Annotated in this window: 16 protein-coding genes; 3 read left to right on the top strand and 13 right to left on the bottom strand. The window is 61.4% G+C overall.

Annotated features, from left to right (window positions below; all coding sequences use genetic code 11):
- Window positions 1-8 precede the first annotated feature (8 nt).
- Together fdnG and AB6M95_RS01685 are read right to left on the bottom strand one after the other, a co-directional pair.
- Complete coding sequence (gene fdnG / locus AB6M95_RS01690) at window positions 9-3,050, bottom strand: formate dehydrogenase-N subunit alpha (RefSeq protein ID WP_371384997.1); 3,042 nt, start codon at window positions 3,048-3,050, stop codon at window positions 9-11.
- Between the two features lie 148 nt (window positions 3,051-3,198).
- A complete protein-coding gene (locus tag AB6M95_RS01685; RefSeq protein ID WP_371384996.1) occupies window positions 3,199-3,588 on the bottom strand; it encodes a winged helix-turn-helix domain-containing protein in 390 nt (129 codons plus the stop codon).
- Between the two features lie 523 nt (window positions 3,589-4,111).
- On the opposite strand from AB6M95_RS01685, the gene AB6M95_RS01680 reads away from it, so the two are divergent.
- On the top strand, window positions 4,112-5,389 hold the full coding sequence (locus tag AB6M95_RS01680; protein ID WP_371384995.1) for a double-cubane-cluster-containing anaerobic reductase: 1,278 nt from the start codon (window positions 4,112-4,114) through the stop codon (window positions 5,387-5,389).
- Window positions 5,386-6,165 carry an acyl-CoA dehydratase activase gene (locus tag AB6M95_RS01675; RefSeq protein ID WP_371384994.1) on the top strand — a complete coding sequence of 260 codons (780 nt, stop codon included), beginning with the start codon at window positions 5,386-5,388 and terminating at the stop codon, window positions 6,163-6,165. The genes AB6M95_RS01680 and AB6M95_RS01675 overlap by 4 nt, the downstream gene beginning before the upstream one ends.
- A gap of 31 nt (window positions 6,166-6,196) precedes the next feature.
- Here the strand turns inward: AB6M95_RS01675 and AB6M95_RS01670 are convergent, their stop codons facing one another.
- From AB6M95_RS01670 to AB6M95_RS01620, 11 genes are all read right to left on the bottom strand, one after another.
- Window positions 6,197-6,769, bottom strand: coding sequence for a DUF2179 domain-containing protein (locus AB6M95_RS01670; protein ID WP_371384993.1), 573 nt, complete (start codon window positions 6,767-6,769; stop codon window positions 6,197-6,199).
- Window positions 6,770-7,124: 355 nt separating this feature from the next.
- Window positions 7,125-8,114, bottom strand: a complete 990-nt coding sequence (ilvC, locus tag AB6M95_RS01665; RefSeq protein ID WP_371384992.1) for a ketol-acid reductoisomerase — start codon at window positions 8,112-8,114, stop codon at window positions 7,125-7,127.
- Between the two features lie 119 nt (window positions 8,115-8,233).
- Window positions 8,234-8,725: an acetolactate synthase small subunit gene (gene ilvN, locus AB6M95_RS01660; protein ID WP_071547250.1), complete on the bottom strand. Its 492-nt coding sequence runs from the start codon at window positions 8,723-8,725 to the stop codon at window positions 8,234-8,236.
- A 9-nt stretch (window positions 8,726-8,734) separates the two neighbouring features.
- Window positions 8,735-10,426 (bottom strand): biosynthetic-type acetolactate synthase large subunit, encoded by a 1,692-nt coding sequence (gene ilvB, locus AB6M95_RS01655; protein WP_371384991.1) that lies wholly within the window; start codon window positions 10,424-10,426, stop codon window positions 8,735-8,737.
- Between the two features lie 3 nt (window positions 10,427-10,429).
- Window positions 10,430-10,660: a DUF465 domain-containing protein gene (locus AB6M95_RS01650; RefSeq protein WP_371384990.1), complete on the bottom strand. Its 231-nt coding sequence runs from the start codon at window positions 10,658-10,660 to the stop codon at window positions 10,430-10,432.
- A gap of 29 nt (window positions 10,661-10,689) precedes the next feature.
- Complete coding sequence (locus AB6M95_RS01645; protein ID WP_371385131.1) at window positions 10,690-10,989, bottom strand: DUF167 domain-containing protein; 300 nt, start codon at window positions 10,987-10,989, stop codon at window positions 10,690-10,692.
- A gap of 9 nt (window positions 10,990-10,998) precedes the next feature.
- Window positions 10,999-11,502 carry a DivIVA domain-containing protein gene (locus AB6M95_RS01640; RefSeq protein WP_371384989.1) on the bottom strand — a complete coding sequence of 168 codons (504 nt, stop codon included), beginning with the start codon at window positions 11,500-11,502 and terminating at the stop codon, window positions 10,999-11,001.
- Window positions 11,503-11,526: 24 nt separating this feature from the next.
- Entirely contained in the window at window positions 11,527-11,844 is a 318-nt protein-coding gene (locus AB6M95_RS01635; RefSeq protein ID WP_371384988.1) for a YggT family protein, read from the bottom strand.
- A gap of 85 nt (window positions 11,845-11,929) precedes the next feature.
- The gene (locus tag AB6M95_RS01630; protein ID WP_371384987.1) at window positions 11,930-12,610 is read right to left on the bottom strand and encodes an HAD family hydrolase; all 681 of its coding nucleotides are present in this window, start codon (window positions 12,608-12,610) and stop codon (window positions 11,930-11,932) included.
- A gap of 17 nt (window positions 12,611-12,627) precedes the next feature.
- The gene (locus tag AB6M95_RS01625; protein WP_371384986.1) at window positions 12,628-13,410 is read right to left on the bottom strand and encodes a hypothetical protein; all 783 of its coding nucleotides are present in this window, start codon (window positions 13,408-13,410) and stop codon (window positions 12,628-12,630) included.
- A 16-nt stretch (window positions 13,411-13,426) separates the two neighbouring features.
- Window positions 13,427-13,798: a hypothetical protein gene (locus AB6M95_RS01620; RefSeq protein ID WP_371384985.1), complete on the bottom strand. Its 372-nt coding sequence runs from the start codon at window positions 13,796-13,798 to the stop codon at window positions 13,427-13,429.
- A gap of 242 nt (window positions 13,799-14,040) precedes the next feature.
- Between AB6M95_RS01620 and AB6M95_RS01615 the strand changes: the two genes are divergently transcribed.
- The gene (locus AB6M95_RS01615) at window positions 14,041-14,241 is read left to right on the top strand and encodes a twin-arginine translocase TatA/TatE family subunit (RefSeq protein WP_371384984.1); all 201 of its coding nucleotides are present in this window, start codon (window positions 14,041-14,043) and stop codon (window positions 14,239-14,241) included.
- Window positions 14,242-14,680 lie beyond the last annotated feature (439 nt).

Genomic DNA, 14,680 nt, shown 5'->3' with positions numbered 1-14,680 from the left:
CATCCTCCTTAGGTTGCCAGCTCGGTGAGCTTGTCTGCCTTGCGGATGTTCACGCAGCAGGCCTTGAATTCCGGAATGGAGGTGTTCGGGTCACCGACGGAAGGCGTCAGCCTGTTGGTGGAATCACCGGTTCCGGGCGTCGTCCAGCCGAAGCAGAACGGCATGCCTATTTCATGGATGATCTGTCCGTGCACCTTGAGCGGGCGCATGCGGACCGTGACCATGGCTATGGCTTCGACCCGACCGCGGATGGACTCCACGATCACGCCGTCGCCGTTCTTGATGCCCTTTTCCTGCGCCAGTTCCGGGCTCATCTCCACGTAGAGCTGCGGCTCGGCCTCGAGCAGGTTGGGGATGTTCCGGGTCTCGCCGCCGCCGCACCAGTGCTCGGTCAGGCTGTAGGTGGTCAGCACGATCGGGTAGTTGGGATCGGCGGGCTTGGCCAGCTTGTCCATGTTGGACGAGACGAACTTGTACACCGGGCTGTTGAGCTGCCTGGAGAACAGGTTCTTGTCCACCGGCGTCTCCACGGGCTCGTAGTGCTCGGAGAACGGGCCGTCCTGCCGTCCGGGACCGTAGATCTGGCCGAAGCCGTCCTTGGTCATGATGAACGGGTATTTGCCCTTGCCGGTGGCGATGGGCGGCCAGCCGCCGTCGGGCACGTCGCCGACCCACTTGCCGTCCTGCCACTCGATGACGGCCTTGGCCGGATTGTACGGCTTGCCGTTCAGATCGACCGAGGCGCGGTTGTAGAGGATGCGGCGGTTGACGGGCCAGCACCAGGACCAGTTCGGGAACAGGCCGATGTTGGCCTGCATGGCCGTCTGCTTGGTGGAGCGGCGCTTGGCCTTGTTGCCGTCTTCTTCGGTGTAGCTGCCCGCGTACAGCCAGTTCAGGCTCATGGTCGAGCCGTCGTCCTTGAGCGCGGTGAAGGAAGGCACCTGCTGGCCCTTCTTGTACTGCTTGTCGCCGACCTTCGAGTCGACGGTGAAGCGGCCGTTGATCCGGGCGCACAGGTCTTCCGGGTCATAGGTCTCTGGGTAGTCGAGCCAGGTGACGGCCTCGGGCAGCTTGCCGCCCTCCTTCTCGTACAGTCCCTTCACGCGGCCCATGAATCCGCAGAACATGTCGCCGAAGGACCGTGCCTCGAAGGCGGGCTTGATGACCTGGTGATGCCAGAGCAGCCAGCGGCCGGAGTTGGTCACCGAGCCGCCCTTTTCCAGGCGGTGCGCCGAAGGCAGGAGGAAGACCTCGGTCTTGACCTTCTTCGGGTCCACGCCGGGCCGATGCCAGTTGTCCGTGGTCTCGGAGTGGTGCAGCTCGGAAGTGACCAGCCACTCGAGATTGTCCAAGGCTTTGCGCAGCTTGTTGGAGTTGGGCACGGAGTTCATCGGGTTCAGGCCGATGATGATGCCGCCCCGGATCTTGCCCTGATACATGCGGTCGAAGAGGAAGAGGTAGGAATAGTCCTCGCCCTTCTCGATCTTGGGCAGCAACTCGTAGCAGAAGCCGTTTTCCTTGGTGGCGTGATCGCCGTACCAGGCCTTGAGCAGGCTGGCGAAGTACTTGGGCTTGTGCTGCCACCAGTTGGCGGACATGGGATCGTTGCTGACCGGGGTGTTGGCCTTGATGTACTCGTCGTAGGTCTGCCAGCCGTTGTGCGGCATGGCCATGTAACCCGGGATGATGTGGTACAGCAGGGTGTGGTCCGTGGACCCCTGGACGTTGGGCTCGCCGCGCAGGGCGTTGATCCCGCCGCCGGCCACGCCGATGTTGCCCAGCAGGAGCTGGATGATGCCGGCCGAGCGGATGTTCTGCACGCCGACGGTGTGCTGGGTCCAGCCCAGGGCGTACATGACGGTCCCGGCCTTGTCCGGCTTGCCGGTGGCCGCGAAGGTCTCGTACACCTTGAGCAGGTTTTCCTTGGACACGCCGGTGGTGGCCGAAACGGTTTCCAGGTCGTAGCGGGAATAATGTTCCTTGAGAAGCTGGAACACGCAACGGGGATTCTTCAGGCTGGCGTCGCGAACGGGAACGCCGTTCTCGTCCATCTCGAAGCCCCATTTGCTCTTGTCGTAGGAACGGGTCTTGACGTCATAGCCGGTGAACAGACCGTCCTTGAACCCGTAGTCCTTGCCCACGACGAGCGCGGCGTTGGTGTACTGGGCCACGTATTCGTGGAAGTACTTCTCATTGTCGACGATGTACTTGATCATGCCTCCCAGGAAGGCGATGTCCGTGCCGGACCGCAAGGGGACATGGAAATCCGAGCGCGCGGAGGTGCGGGAGAACTTCGGGTCCACGTGCATTACCGTGGCGCCCTTGTCCTTGGCTTCCAACACCCACTTGAACGAAATCGGATGGTGTTCGGCAGCATTGCTGCCCATTATAAGGATGGAATCGGCATTCTTGATGTCGATCCAGTGGTTGGTCATCGCACCGCGTCCGAACGACTCTCCCAGAGCCGCAACTGTGGCGCTGTGTCAGATACGCGCCTGGTGGTCCATGTGGACGACACCCAGGCCGCGCATCGCCTGGTGGGCGATGGCACATTCCTCGTTGCCCGCGTGGGAGGTGCCCAGCAGGAACATGGATTCGAGACGGTTGACGGTTTTGCCCTTGTCATCCTTGAGGATGATGTCCTTGTCGCGGGTGTCCTTGATGCGCCGCGCGATGCGATCCAGCATCCAGTCCCAGTCCTTCTCTTCCCACTTGTCGCTGTAGGGAGCGCGGTACAGGGGCTTTTGGAGCCGGTGATGGCTGGTGGTCATGCTGAACATGGCCGCGCCCTTGGCGCACAGTGAGCCTTCGTTGATGGGGTAGTCCGGGTCGCCCTCGGTGTTCACGAGCTTGCCGTCCTTGACGTACCCGATGATGTGGCAGCTCACCGAGCAGAACGGACAGACCGTCACAACCTCTTTGGCGCCGGAGATCTTGAGCTCCGCCGCGTAGGCCTTGATCGGAGTCAGACTGACTCCGAGCTGCCCGAGGGTGAGACACGCCGCTCCGGAGCCTGCGAGCTTCATGAAGCTTCGGCGGTCGAGTTTCATACCTTTGGCCTCCTTGCTATGCGCCGGACCATGAATTCGGCCCGGCTGTTGCTGTCCCGGGCGAAATGCCCAGGCACGGCAATAGTAGCATTAAATTCAATTAATTCAATGTGTTATTATTAGCACATTGAAGGCCGAAGGAATCCGCTTATTTGTAACGGTCCAAAGGAAAAGGCAGGAATTCCTGGCTCTTGGACAGAGCGAAGGCCTCGACCTCGCGGTACCACTGGTCGTAGCACTTGGCGATGGACTTCCCGAAGGCGGTCAGGTGGTATCCGGCCCGCCGGTTGGGTGCCCGCTCGATGAGCTTGCGGCCGATGAGCTCCTCGGTGGTCTTGATCTTGCCCCAGGCGCCACGGTAGGACATGCCCAGGGCTTCGGCGGCCGCCTTGAGGGAGCCGTGCTCCTCCACGCATTTCAGCAGCTGCAACCGGCCGAGGCCGAACAGGACGCCCTCTTCGGTCTCGAACCACAGATGCATGCGCATGGTGGGATTGCTCTTGCCGCAAGCGTTCTTGGTCGATCTCGCATCCAGCATGGTCTACCTCCCCGTGGGCGCGGTGGAAATGCCCCTTGTCCGTCCGTCGCCGACTACGGGCCGTACCCGAGCCCGACATGGCCGACCGGCACTGCCACCGCACGCCGCGGTGCCGAACTCGACGAACTCAAACGAACAAATGGTCATGGGTGATCCTCTCGCTTATTATGCCCAACTTGACATAACGAATCTCTAGGTGACTAGAGGGCTCCCCACAACACATTCACGACTACATCATGTTTTGGCACCAAATGTCGTCAACACGCTAAAATAAAACGATAAAAAAATATGCCTACGAGGGGCGGGGGTATGTGCATTTTCCCCTCGTTGATTTTTCGATCTAAAAACCGGCACGTTACCGACTCACATACATTTTCGTAGCCGGTGACAAAAAAAGTGCCGGATCGTTGATAAGAGCATTTTCCTGTTGCCATCACGGTTTTAAAAATAGAAAAACGCACTGGGTTAACATCACAAAAATCAATACCGATCAATCCACAACGTCCATCCCGGGGAGTACGGCATGTCCGAAAGCACGCATCACGAAATGTGGGAAAAACTGAATATGGACCTCGAAGCGCACGACGGCCTGCTCGAGGTGCTCGGCAAATTTTACGGGGACATCTACCTGTCCCAGGAGAACCGGCTCAAGGGCGCTGAATACCTCGACTTCGTCCTGTCCGAGGTGCACGGACTGCGCATCAAGGAGCTGCAGGACGCCAAGGCGCAGGGCCGCAAGGTCGTGGGCACCTTCTGCGTGTTCGTGCCCGAGGAGATCACCCTGGCCGCCGACGCCATCCACGTCGGCCTGTGCGCCGGGGCCGAGGCGGGCAGCGAGCTGGCCGAACAGCTCGTGCCGCGCAACACCTGCGCCCTGATCAAGTCCTTCATCGGTTTCAAGATGGCCAAGCTCTGCCCCTACATCGAGTCCTCGGACATGATCGTGGGCGAAACCACCTGCGACGGCAAGAAGAAGGCCTACGAGGCGTTCAACGAAATCGCCCCCACCTACATCATGGAAGTGCCCCAGACCAAGTCCGAGGCCGCCCGCGACCTGTGGAAGTCCGAGGTCCTGCGCTACATGAAGGCCGTGGAGGAGCTGACCGGCGTGACCATCACCGCCGAGAAGCTCAAGAAAGGGATCGAGGTCACCAACGGCAAGCGCCGCGCCCTGCAACGGCTGACCCGCCTGCGCGCCGCCTCCCCGGCCCCCATTTCCGGCCGCGACGCCCTGCTCGTCAACCAGATCAGCTTCTACGACGACCCGGTCCGGTTCACGGCCAAGATCAACGAGTTGTGCGACGAGCTGGAAGCGCGCATCGGCAAGGGCGAAGGCGTGGCCCCGGCGAACACCCCCCGGCTGATGCTCTCGGGCTGTCCCATGGCCGTGCCCAACTGGAAGCTGCCCTACGTGGTGGAGAGCTCCGGCGCGGTCATCGTGGGCGAGGAATCGTGTATCGGCACCCGCAACTCGCGGGACCTGGTGGACGAATCGGGCGAGACCCTGGAGGCGATGATCGACGCCATCGCCGACCGCTACATGAAGATCGACTGCGCCTGCTTCACGCCCAACCAGGAGCGGCTGGAGAACATCACCAGCCTGGCCAAGGACCTCAAGGCCGACGGCGTGATCCACTACAGCCTGCTCTTCTGCCAGCCGTACACCCATGAATCCATGAAGGTGGACAAGCGGTTGCAGGCCGAGGGCATTCCCATGCTGTCCATCGAGACCGACTACTCCATGGAGGACGTCGAACAGCTCAAGACGCGCATCGAGGCGTTCGTGGAGACCCTTGCATGATCGCGGGCCTGGACATCGGGTCCCGCTCCATCGAGCTGGTCACCCTGATTGACGGCCGGGTGGCGGAGGCGAGAAAGCTCCCCACCACCTTCGATCCCGTGTCCCAGTGTTTCAAACTGCTGGATGGATTGCGCCCCGCCTCCTTGGTCGGGACCGGCTACGGGCGCAATCTCATCCAGCGGCTTGGCCTGGACTGCGAATACTCGACCATCACCGAGATCAAGGCGCACGCCCTGGGCGCGGCGCACCTCTTCCCCGAGGCACGCACGGTCCTGGACATCGGCGGGCAGGACACCAAAGCCATGTCCCTGGCGGGCGGCCGGGTCCTGAAATTCGAGATGAACGACCGCTGCGCGGCCGGGACGGGCAAGTTTCTGGAATATACGGCCGGGGTCTTCCAGATCCCGGTGGAGGAGTTCGGGCCCTACGCCCTGCGCGGCGAGAACCCGCCCGAGATCAGCTCCATCTGCACGGTCTTCGCCGAGACCGAGGCCACCTCGCTCATGGCGCGCGGCGAAAAGCCCGAAGCCATCGCGCTCGGCCTGCACAAGGCCATCGTCAAGCGCACGGCCAACATGCTCCGCCGCGTGGGCCTGAACTTCCCCATGGTTTTCACCGGCGGCGTGGCCAACAACCCCTGCGTGCTCGACCTGCTGGCCAAGAGCGTGGGCGGCGAGATCGGCCGGGACATCCTGGTCCCGGACAACCCCGACCACATGGGCGCGCTGGGCGCGGCCCTGCACCGCCATCAAGGCGATACGGCCGACGCCCGCTAGCCCCCCTTCAGGCGACAGGAAAAAACGGAATCTAGAACTGTGGGACGAGCCGCCGGATGGGCCGCAGGAACTTGTCCATGCGGCTGACGGTCGGGCTGGGCACTTCGCTGGCCCCGCCCGCGGTCTCGAAGGTGTAGAACAGGTCGGGGTCGATCTTGCGCGCCTCGGCCAGCACCAGTTTCATGTCCTTGCGCTTGCAGACCACGAACTGGACCGTGACCGCGCCCTCGGAGCCCTCTCCGGCCACGGTGGTGATCATGAACCCGGCCCGGCGGACCGCGTGGGCGATATCGGTGCCGTGCCAGGCGCTGATGATGCGCACCACCACGTTGCCCAGGGCCAGCTTCTTCTCGGCCATGATGCCGATGACGTTGCCCGCAGCGAACCCGACCGCGTAGAACAGCCCGAGCACCGGCGTGTCGCCCACCTTGGTCATGACCGCCGAGGTCCCGAAGACCCACAGGGTCATCTCCAGGCAGCCGAGAAGAAAGGCGGCGCGCGACTCGCCGAGCATGGTCACGATGGTCCGCACGGTGCCGATGGTCAGGGCCATCACTTCCAGGAGAAATATGGCCAAGCCGAGAAACAGGACATCCAAAGTCATTATCTCACCCTCGAATTCGATTTTGGAGAGCGAGCACTATGCATCTTTGACCCATGGGTCAAGGGAAAATCAGGGGGAAAAATGTGACAATTTCACACTCATTTTTCGGCCTACAAAAATGTATGGACCACAGCCTTTGAAGACAGCCCTTCCCACAGCAAAGAACCTACTGAAAATAAAAACAAACCGCGCCGCAGGCGCAGCATGGGATGCAAGGGTGTGAACCCTTGCCCGCCGGAGGCGAAGTCACCCCGAGAAAACGCCGCGAAGCGGCCTTCAGTTTCAGCCTTAAAATCGACCGAAAAAAAGGCGGCCCCGATCGGGACCGCCCTTGAATAGCCATTGCGGGACGAGCTTACTTCTTGAGCCAGCTCATCATCTTGCGCAGGCGGCCGCCGACTTCCTCAAGCTGGGTCTCGGCGCCGATGCGGCGCATGGTCTTCAGACCGACCTGGCCGGCCTGGTTGTCCAGGATGAAGTTGCGGGCGAAGGTGCCGTCCTGGATCTCCTTGAGCACGCGGCGCATTTCCGCGCGGGTCTCGTCGGTGATGATGCGCGGGCCGGTGACGTAGTCGCCGTACTCGGCGGTGTCGGAGATGGAGTAGCGCATATTGGCCAGGCCGCCCTCGTACATGAGGTCGATGATCAGCTTGAGCTCGTGCATGCACTCGAAGTAGGCCATTTCAGGCTGGTATCCGGCCTCGACCAGGGTGTCGAACCCGGCCTGGCACAGGGCGGTCAGGCCGCCGCAGAGCACGGCCTGCTCGCCGAACAGGTCGGTTTCGGTCTCTTCCTTGAAAGTGGTCTTGATCACGCCGGAGCGGGCGCCGCCGATGCCCTTGGCGTAGGCTAGGGCGATGTCGGTGGCCTTGCCGGAGGCGTCGGCCGCAACGGCCACGAGGCAGGGCACGCCGCCGCCCTCGGTGTAGGTGCGGCGCACCAGGTGGCCGGGACCCTTGGGGGCGATCATGACGCAGTCCACGCCCTTGGGCGGGGTGATCTGCTGGAAATGGACGTTGAAGCCGTGACCGAAGGCGATGATGTTGCCTTCTTCGAGGTACGGGAGAATTTCATTCTTGAAGACTGCGGCCTGATACTGATCGGGCAGCAGGATCATGATCATGTCGGCCTTCTTGGAGGCGTCGGCTACGGACATGGGCTCGAAGCCGTGCTCCTTGGCCAGGTCGTAGTTGGGGCCACCGGGGCGCTGGGCCACGATGACGTTGACGCCCGAGTCGCGCAGGTTCTGCGCATGGGCATGGCCCTGGCTGCCGTAGCCGACCACGGCCACGGTTTTGTCTTTCAGAAGGCTCAGGTCCGCATCTTTCTCGTAATACACTTTCATGGGAGTTTCTCCTCGATATTGTTTGCCCCACTTGGGACACAACGGCTTGAATTATATAAACATGCGAAAAAGCCGGGCGAGGAGCGAACTCCTGGCCCGGTGACTCGCCTGATTGCAAATTATAGGTCGATCTGCATGGAGCGGCGCATGGCCACGTTGCCGGTGCGTGCGACTTCCTTGATGCCGAAGCGGGTGAGCAGATTGACGAGTGCGCCGATCTTGCCCTGGTCGCCTGTAACCTCAATGGTCAGCTCGTCGACGCTCACGTCTACAACCTTGCACCTGAAGATGTCAACAATACGCAGGATCTCCGCGCGTTTTGAATCCTCGGCATTGACCTTGAGCAGGACCATTTCGCGTTCAACGGACTTCAGTTCGGTGAGATCCTTGACCTTAATGGTGGGTACCAGCTTGCGCAGCTGCTTGACGATCTGCTCGACGATGGCGTCGTCGCCCTCGGCCACGATGGTCATGAGGGAGACGCCCTTCTCCAGGGTCGGGGCCACGTTCAGCGAATAGATGTTGAAGCCGCGGCCGGAGAAAAGCCCGGCCACGCGGGACAGGACGCCCGGTTCGTTCTCAACCATCACGGAAAGAGTGTGCTTGCTCATCACGGCCTCCTAAACCAACAGCATCTCGGTCAGCGACGCTCCGGCCGGGACCATGGGATAGACGTTTTCTTCCTTTTCCACGCGGATGTCCACGATGACCGGCTTGTCCACCTTGAAGGCTTCGCGCAGGGTCTTCTCCACGTCCTTCTTCTCGGTCACCCGGAAACCGGCGGCCCCGTAGGCCTCGGCCAGCTTGACGAAGTCGGGCTGCGCGTCCATGCAGGTGGCGCAGTAGTTCTTCTCGTAGAAGAGCTCCTGCCACTGCCGGACCATGCCGAGATAGCCGTTGTTGAGGATGACGATCTTGACCGGCAGCTTGTTGCAGACCACGGTCATCATCTCCTGGATGCACATCTGGATGGAGCCGTCGCCCGCGATGTCGATGACCAGCTTGTCCGGGAAGGCGCGCTGCGCGCCCATGGCCGCCGGAAAACCGTAGCCCATGGTGCCCAGGCCGCCGGAGGTCAGCAGCGTGTTCGGCCGGTTGTACTTGTAGAACTGGGCGGCCCACATCTGGTTCTGGCCCACCTCGGTGGCGATGATGGCGTCGCCCTTGGTGATCTCGTAAATCTTCTCGACCACGTACTGCGGCTTGATGCTGTCCGCGTCGTCCTTGTAGGTCAACGGGTGCTCCTTGGCCCAGCCCTGGACCTTTTCCACCCACGCCTTGTGGTCGGCGGCCCAGTCGTACTCGTCGAGCGTGCCCTCGGTCTCGGCCTTGAGCGCGGCCAGGGCGGGCTTGCAGTCCGCCACCAGGGGCACCTGGACCGAAACGTTCTTCTGGATGGAGGTCGGGTCCACGTCGATGTGCACGATGGTCGCGTTGGCCGCGAAGGTGTCCACCTTGCCGGTCACGCGATCGTCGAACCGCGCGCCCACGGCCAGGAGCAGGTCGCAGTTGTTCACCGCCATGTTGGCGGCATAGGTGCCGTGCATGCCGAGCATGCCCAGGAACAGGTCATCGTCGCCCGGGAACGCGCCCAGCCCCATGAGGGTGGAGGTCACCGGGATGTGCAGCGTCCGCGCGAGCCAGGTCAGCTCCTCGTGGGAGCCGGAGGTGATCACCCCGCCGCCGGAGTAGATCAGCGGCCGCTTGGCCTTCTTGAGCAGCTTGACCACCTTGCGGATCTGGCCGATGTGCGGCATCTTGGTCGGCTTGTAGCTGCGCATGGACACTTCTTCGGGATATTTGAACTCGGCCACCTGCTGCTGGATGTCCTTGGGCAGGTCCACCAGGACCGGGCCCGGACGCCCCGTGCGGGCCAGATAGAAGGCCTGCTTGATGGTCTTGGCCAGGTCGTTGATGTCCTGGACCAGATAGTTGTGCTTGGTGCAGGGCCGGGTGATGCCGACGATGTCCACTTCCTGGAAGGCGTCATTGCCGATCAGGGCCCGGGGCACCTGACCGGTGAAAATGACGACCGGAATGGAATCGGCGTAGGCCGTGGCGATTCCGGTTACGGTATTGGTCGCACCGGGACCGGAGGTGACTAGACATACCCCTACCCGGCCAGTGGCCCGGGCGTAACCGTCGGCGGCGTGAATGGCCCCCTGTTCGTGGCGCACCAGGATGTGCTCCACGGACGACTTGGGTATCTCGTCATAGATGTCGATCACGGCTCCCCCGGGGAAACCGAACATGACATCAACACCTTCCTCTTCCAGACACTTGAGCAGGATCTGGGCCCCGGTCAACTTCATTTGCTATGCCTCCAATTGGCGGTATTTCTCGAGGAGCGACGACAGGGTCGTCTTCCCCGCCAGCTTCTTCTTCTTGAGCTCCTTCACTTCCTGCATCTCCGTGGGAGAAAGGTAGGACTTGGACTCGAGCTTATCCAGCATTTTCTCATAATTGATATGTTGATCCCACAGCGCCTTGAGTTGCGAATCATCGGCCCCGTACTTCTCAATGAGTTCAAGGTCCTTGGCTTCCATGTGCTGCTCCTTTTTACAGGTTAACGCGGTTACATGCCTGAAAGAAGACTTCCCCAGTCCGGCTCTCCCGCTGTATTCAGTGCCAAGTGTTTCTTCCGGCTGGAATGCCCGGAGAGGATTTCCACCTGGCTTTTTTTCAACCGCAACAACCGGGCGATATACGCGACCAACCCCTTGTTGGCCTTGTTGTCCACCGCCGGAGCCCTGAGGCGAACCTTCAGGCACCCCTGGTACTCGCCGGCGACTTCGTCCTTTCTGGCGCCCGGCTGGGCCCAGACGTCGAGGGCCCACCCCGACTCCCGCTTCGAGACGAACGCCGGCCTTGAAATACGCGCCCCCTACTCGACCTTCTTCAGGTACTTGAGCTTGGACTCGATCTCCTCGACCTTTTCCCGCTCGGGGTCGCTGCGTTCGAGCATCTCCAGATGCGCGTTGAGCATGCCCTTGAGCTGGACCTCGAACTGGGTGCGGGTCCGCTTCAGGGATTCGATTTCCTCGTGAATCTGGGCGAGCCGGTTGTGGCCCTTGCGCACGGTGTCGTCCGCCTTGGCGCGCGCCTCGTCCAGAATGAGCTGGGCCTCGCGCCCGGCCGCGACCTTCAGGTCGTCGACCATCTTCTGGGTGGACATGAGGGTGTCCCGCAAGGTCTCGTCGCGCTGACGGTACTCCTTGAGGGCGCTCTCCAACCGTTTGATCTTCTTGCGCATGCCCTTCTGTACATCGGCCGCGTCGCCCAGGACTTCGGCCAGTTCGAGCATGAACTGGTCGACCTCCAGGCGCGAATAGCCGAGCAGGCCGCGCGAAAACTGCTTGTTGAGCAAATCGATCTTGGAAACGGTCACCTCGGTCCTCCTTTGGTCAAAGGGCTACATGGGCATGCCTGTAGACATGGAGAATGCCAATCTCTCCAAATTCGCGACCACTACGATTTTGCAAACCTGAATAGCGAGCAGAACAACGATCGGCGACAAATCGAAACCGCCGACCACGGCGAAAGGAATCCAACTACGAATCTTGTAGAAGACAGGCTCCGTGACACCGCGCAAGAAACGGACGATGGGGTTATAAGGGTCTGGATTTACCCAAGAAAGTAAAGCGGAAACAATGACAATCCAAAAATATATTTCAAGAACAGCGCTGATGACGAAGGCCGCTGCATGGACTAACGAGCCCAAAAATTCCATAAAACCTCCAAAAAGCCCAGTGCATTACACTGGAGATTAGTATCAATGTTGGTAATTTCGCACACGGGATTGCAAGAATCAAGTCCTAAAACGCGGGAGCACACCCTTTGTAGCAGCGCTGCATGGCCGCCCGGATGTCCCAGAAATTCTCCACGTGCACATCGGCGTCCAGGGCCGGGTCCCGGTAGGCCCAGAATCGCACCCCGGCGGCCCGCGCCGCACGCTGGTCCACGATGGAATCCCCGATGTAGGCCACCTCGTCCGGACGCACGCCGTGGGCGCGCATTATCCGGAACACCCCCTCGGGATGGGGCTTGGGCTTGCTGACCACGCAGGAGGTGATGATCGGGTGGAAGAAGTCGTCCAAGTCCGTGAGCTTGAGGACCAGGCTCATGGACTCGCCCCGGCTGGTGTTCACGGCCAGGTTGAACCCGGCCGAGCGCAGCCACCACAGGAACTCCCGGATGCCGTCCGAACGCTTGAAGTACGGAGCCAGGTCCGCCTGGTTCATGGTCGCGCCGATGGCGAAGGCCTCTTTCAGCCTGTCCTCGGGCACGATGTGCCGCACGGCCTCGTCGTGGGTGCGCGAATGCACGAAATATCGCTCCGCGTCGTCCATGGGCGGCAACCCCAGCCGCTCGCGGATGGTGCCGTAGTAGACCATGTTGGCCTCATAGGAATCGATCAGCACCCCGTCGTTGTCGAAAATGATGGTCTTGAGGCCCTCGACAAGACGGGGATTCATCAACGGATTGGCGATCGCCATGTATCCTTCTCCGGAGTTTACTTGAGAATTGCGACGGTCAGTCGTTTCAGAGCCGCAGGCATGCCCTGGGGCTCACGGCGGCGGCAGCCGAACTTCCAGGCCGGGGCCGTGGCCCGCAACAGCCCGTCCTCCCCTTCCTCGAAGGCGATGCCGAACTCCTCCCAGACCTCGAAGATCTCGGGATCGGCGCAGACCAGGACCGTGTCCTCGGGAATAAAGGCGGGCAGGGCTTCGACCACCCGCTGCCAGGGCAACTGGATTTCCTGGCCGTCGGACGTCCCGCCGGTGTGGCTGAGGGTCTCGCCCAGGGCGGTCTCGCGCTCGCCCAGGCTGTCCTCCTCGTCCACGCCGATGGTCCGGTCCATGGCGTCCCAGCTGTCCCGGATGCCCGCTTCCAACCCGGCGAGCTCCAGTATGCGTTCCTCGAACGCCCAGGCCAGGAGCAGCACGAACTGGGCCTTGGACGCGGCCTCGCGCTCCTCGCGCTCCTGCTTGGAGCCCCGGCCGTCGTCGAACTGGCGCGACAGCTGGGCCTGGATGGACATGGACGAGCCCTCGTAGAAGTCGTCGGCGGTCACGGCCCCGAAATAGGCCATCTCGCCGGGGTCCTTGAACTGCTCGCCGAAGCGGATGCAGTCGTTGATCAGCGCCCCGGCCGTATTCGGGTCAAGCAGCAGCCCCTCGGGCCGGAAGGCGTGGGGGGCGGCTTCGGCGGTCAGGCCGGGATCGAAAAAAGTCAGTCCGTCGAGGTCGTCGCCGGACCACAGTTCGGGATGCATGTAGGGAAAAGCCAGCAGCATGCTCAGTCTCCTTGCTCTATTCGTCGGTAGCCGGGCCGAAGTGGCGGCAGCGCCCCTGGCAGCGGGGCAGTCCCATGACGCAGACCCCGCCCAGATGGTGGCCGCATCCCGGCGCGGGCGCGCCCTGCCTGTACGTGTACATCCCGCAGTGGAACGTATCCCGGGCCAGACGCTGGAACTGGCGGCCCCACAGGTCCGGGACCGCGTCCTCCGCCACGCCGAAATACTCGGCGCGGCGCAGAAAGTCGTCAAATGAGGACTCCCACCGGGCCGTGACCTGGCAGCGCCATGACTTCGTGTATCCGGGATTGAGCCACTCCTCGTACAGGCAGCGGCCATTGATGTGGTGCCGACAATCGGTGCCCGGCAACCGGGAAATCTTGCCCATTCCTACCTTTTGTTCAATGCCTTCGGAACGACCAATGCCGTCTCCGGCCAGTCCTCCAGTGCCGATGGGACAGATGTAAGGCCCGAACATTCAATTGTAAAGCCAAACCGCCCTTTTCCAGGAAGCACTCAAACCGGGGCCTCCTGGTGCAAATGATGCACCATCCTTGACTGGGCATGGTGGCGGGTGTATAGCGACTAACACAAATAATCGTGAAGTCATTCACGCAATTGGAGGCTTATATGTTTGGCGGATTCGGTGTTTGGGAACTCTTGATCATTCTCTTGATTGTATTGGTCATTTTCGGCGCCAAAAAGCTGCCGGAAATCGGCGGCGGCATCGGCAAGGCCATCAGCAATTTCAAAAAGGCCACCAGCGAGCCTGACGAAATCGACGTGACCCCCAAATCCTCCCCCTCCGACGACGAGAAGAAGGACAGCTAGCCCCTGCCTTCTCAACAAGCCCCTCCACCCGGTTGCCAGCGCAACCGGGTTTTTTTGTGCCGTGTTCCGGCGGGCGTCTCCGACGGTTAGGGAACCTTTTGAAAGAGGTTCTTGGGAATCTCCAAAACTTTTTAGCGCCGCTTCGCGGATGTTACGGACGCATCCATTCTTCATTCTTTCCTTCAACAATTCCCCTCTGCCTGCCGCCATTTCGCGAAGAAACGGGCATTCTCAAGCCCCACCGCCCGCGCGGATGCGCATACAAAAGGTTTAGGAAGGAAAGGGGGATGGGGGTCCGGGGGAAGGGGGAAAGGGGTACAGCCCGGGTACATAGGTAACACATTAGCCCGGGAACATGGGTAACACTTTGGGCATGAGAGCCTGGAGGTGCCCATGCCCTGGAATGAGGTCAAACCTATGGATCAGCGATGGTTGTTCG

Origin of the sequence: Pseudodesulfovibrio karagichevae (assembly GCF_041414475.1) — a bacterium.
Taxonomy (GTDB): domain Bacteria; phylum Desulfobacterota; class Desulfovibrionia; order Desulfovibrionales; family Desulfovibrionaceae; genus Pseudodesulfovibrio; species Pseudodesulfovibrio karagichevae.
The sequence above is the reverse complement of the archived record's forward strand: the minus strand, read 5'-3'. Positions and strand labels throughout refer to the sequence as shown.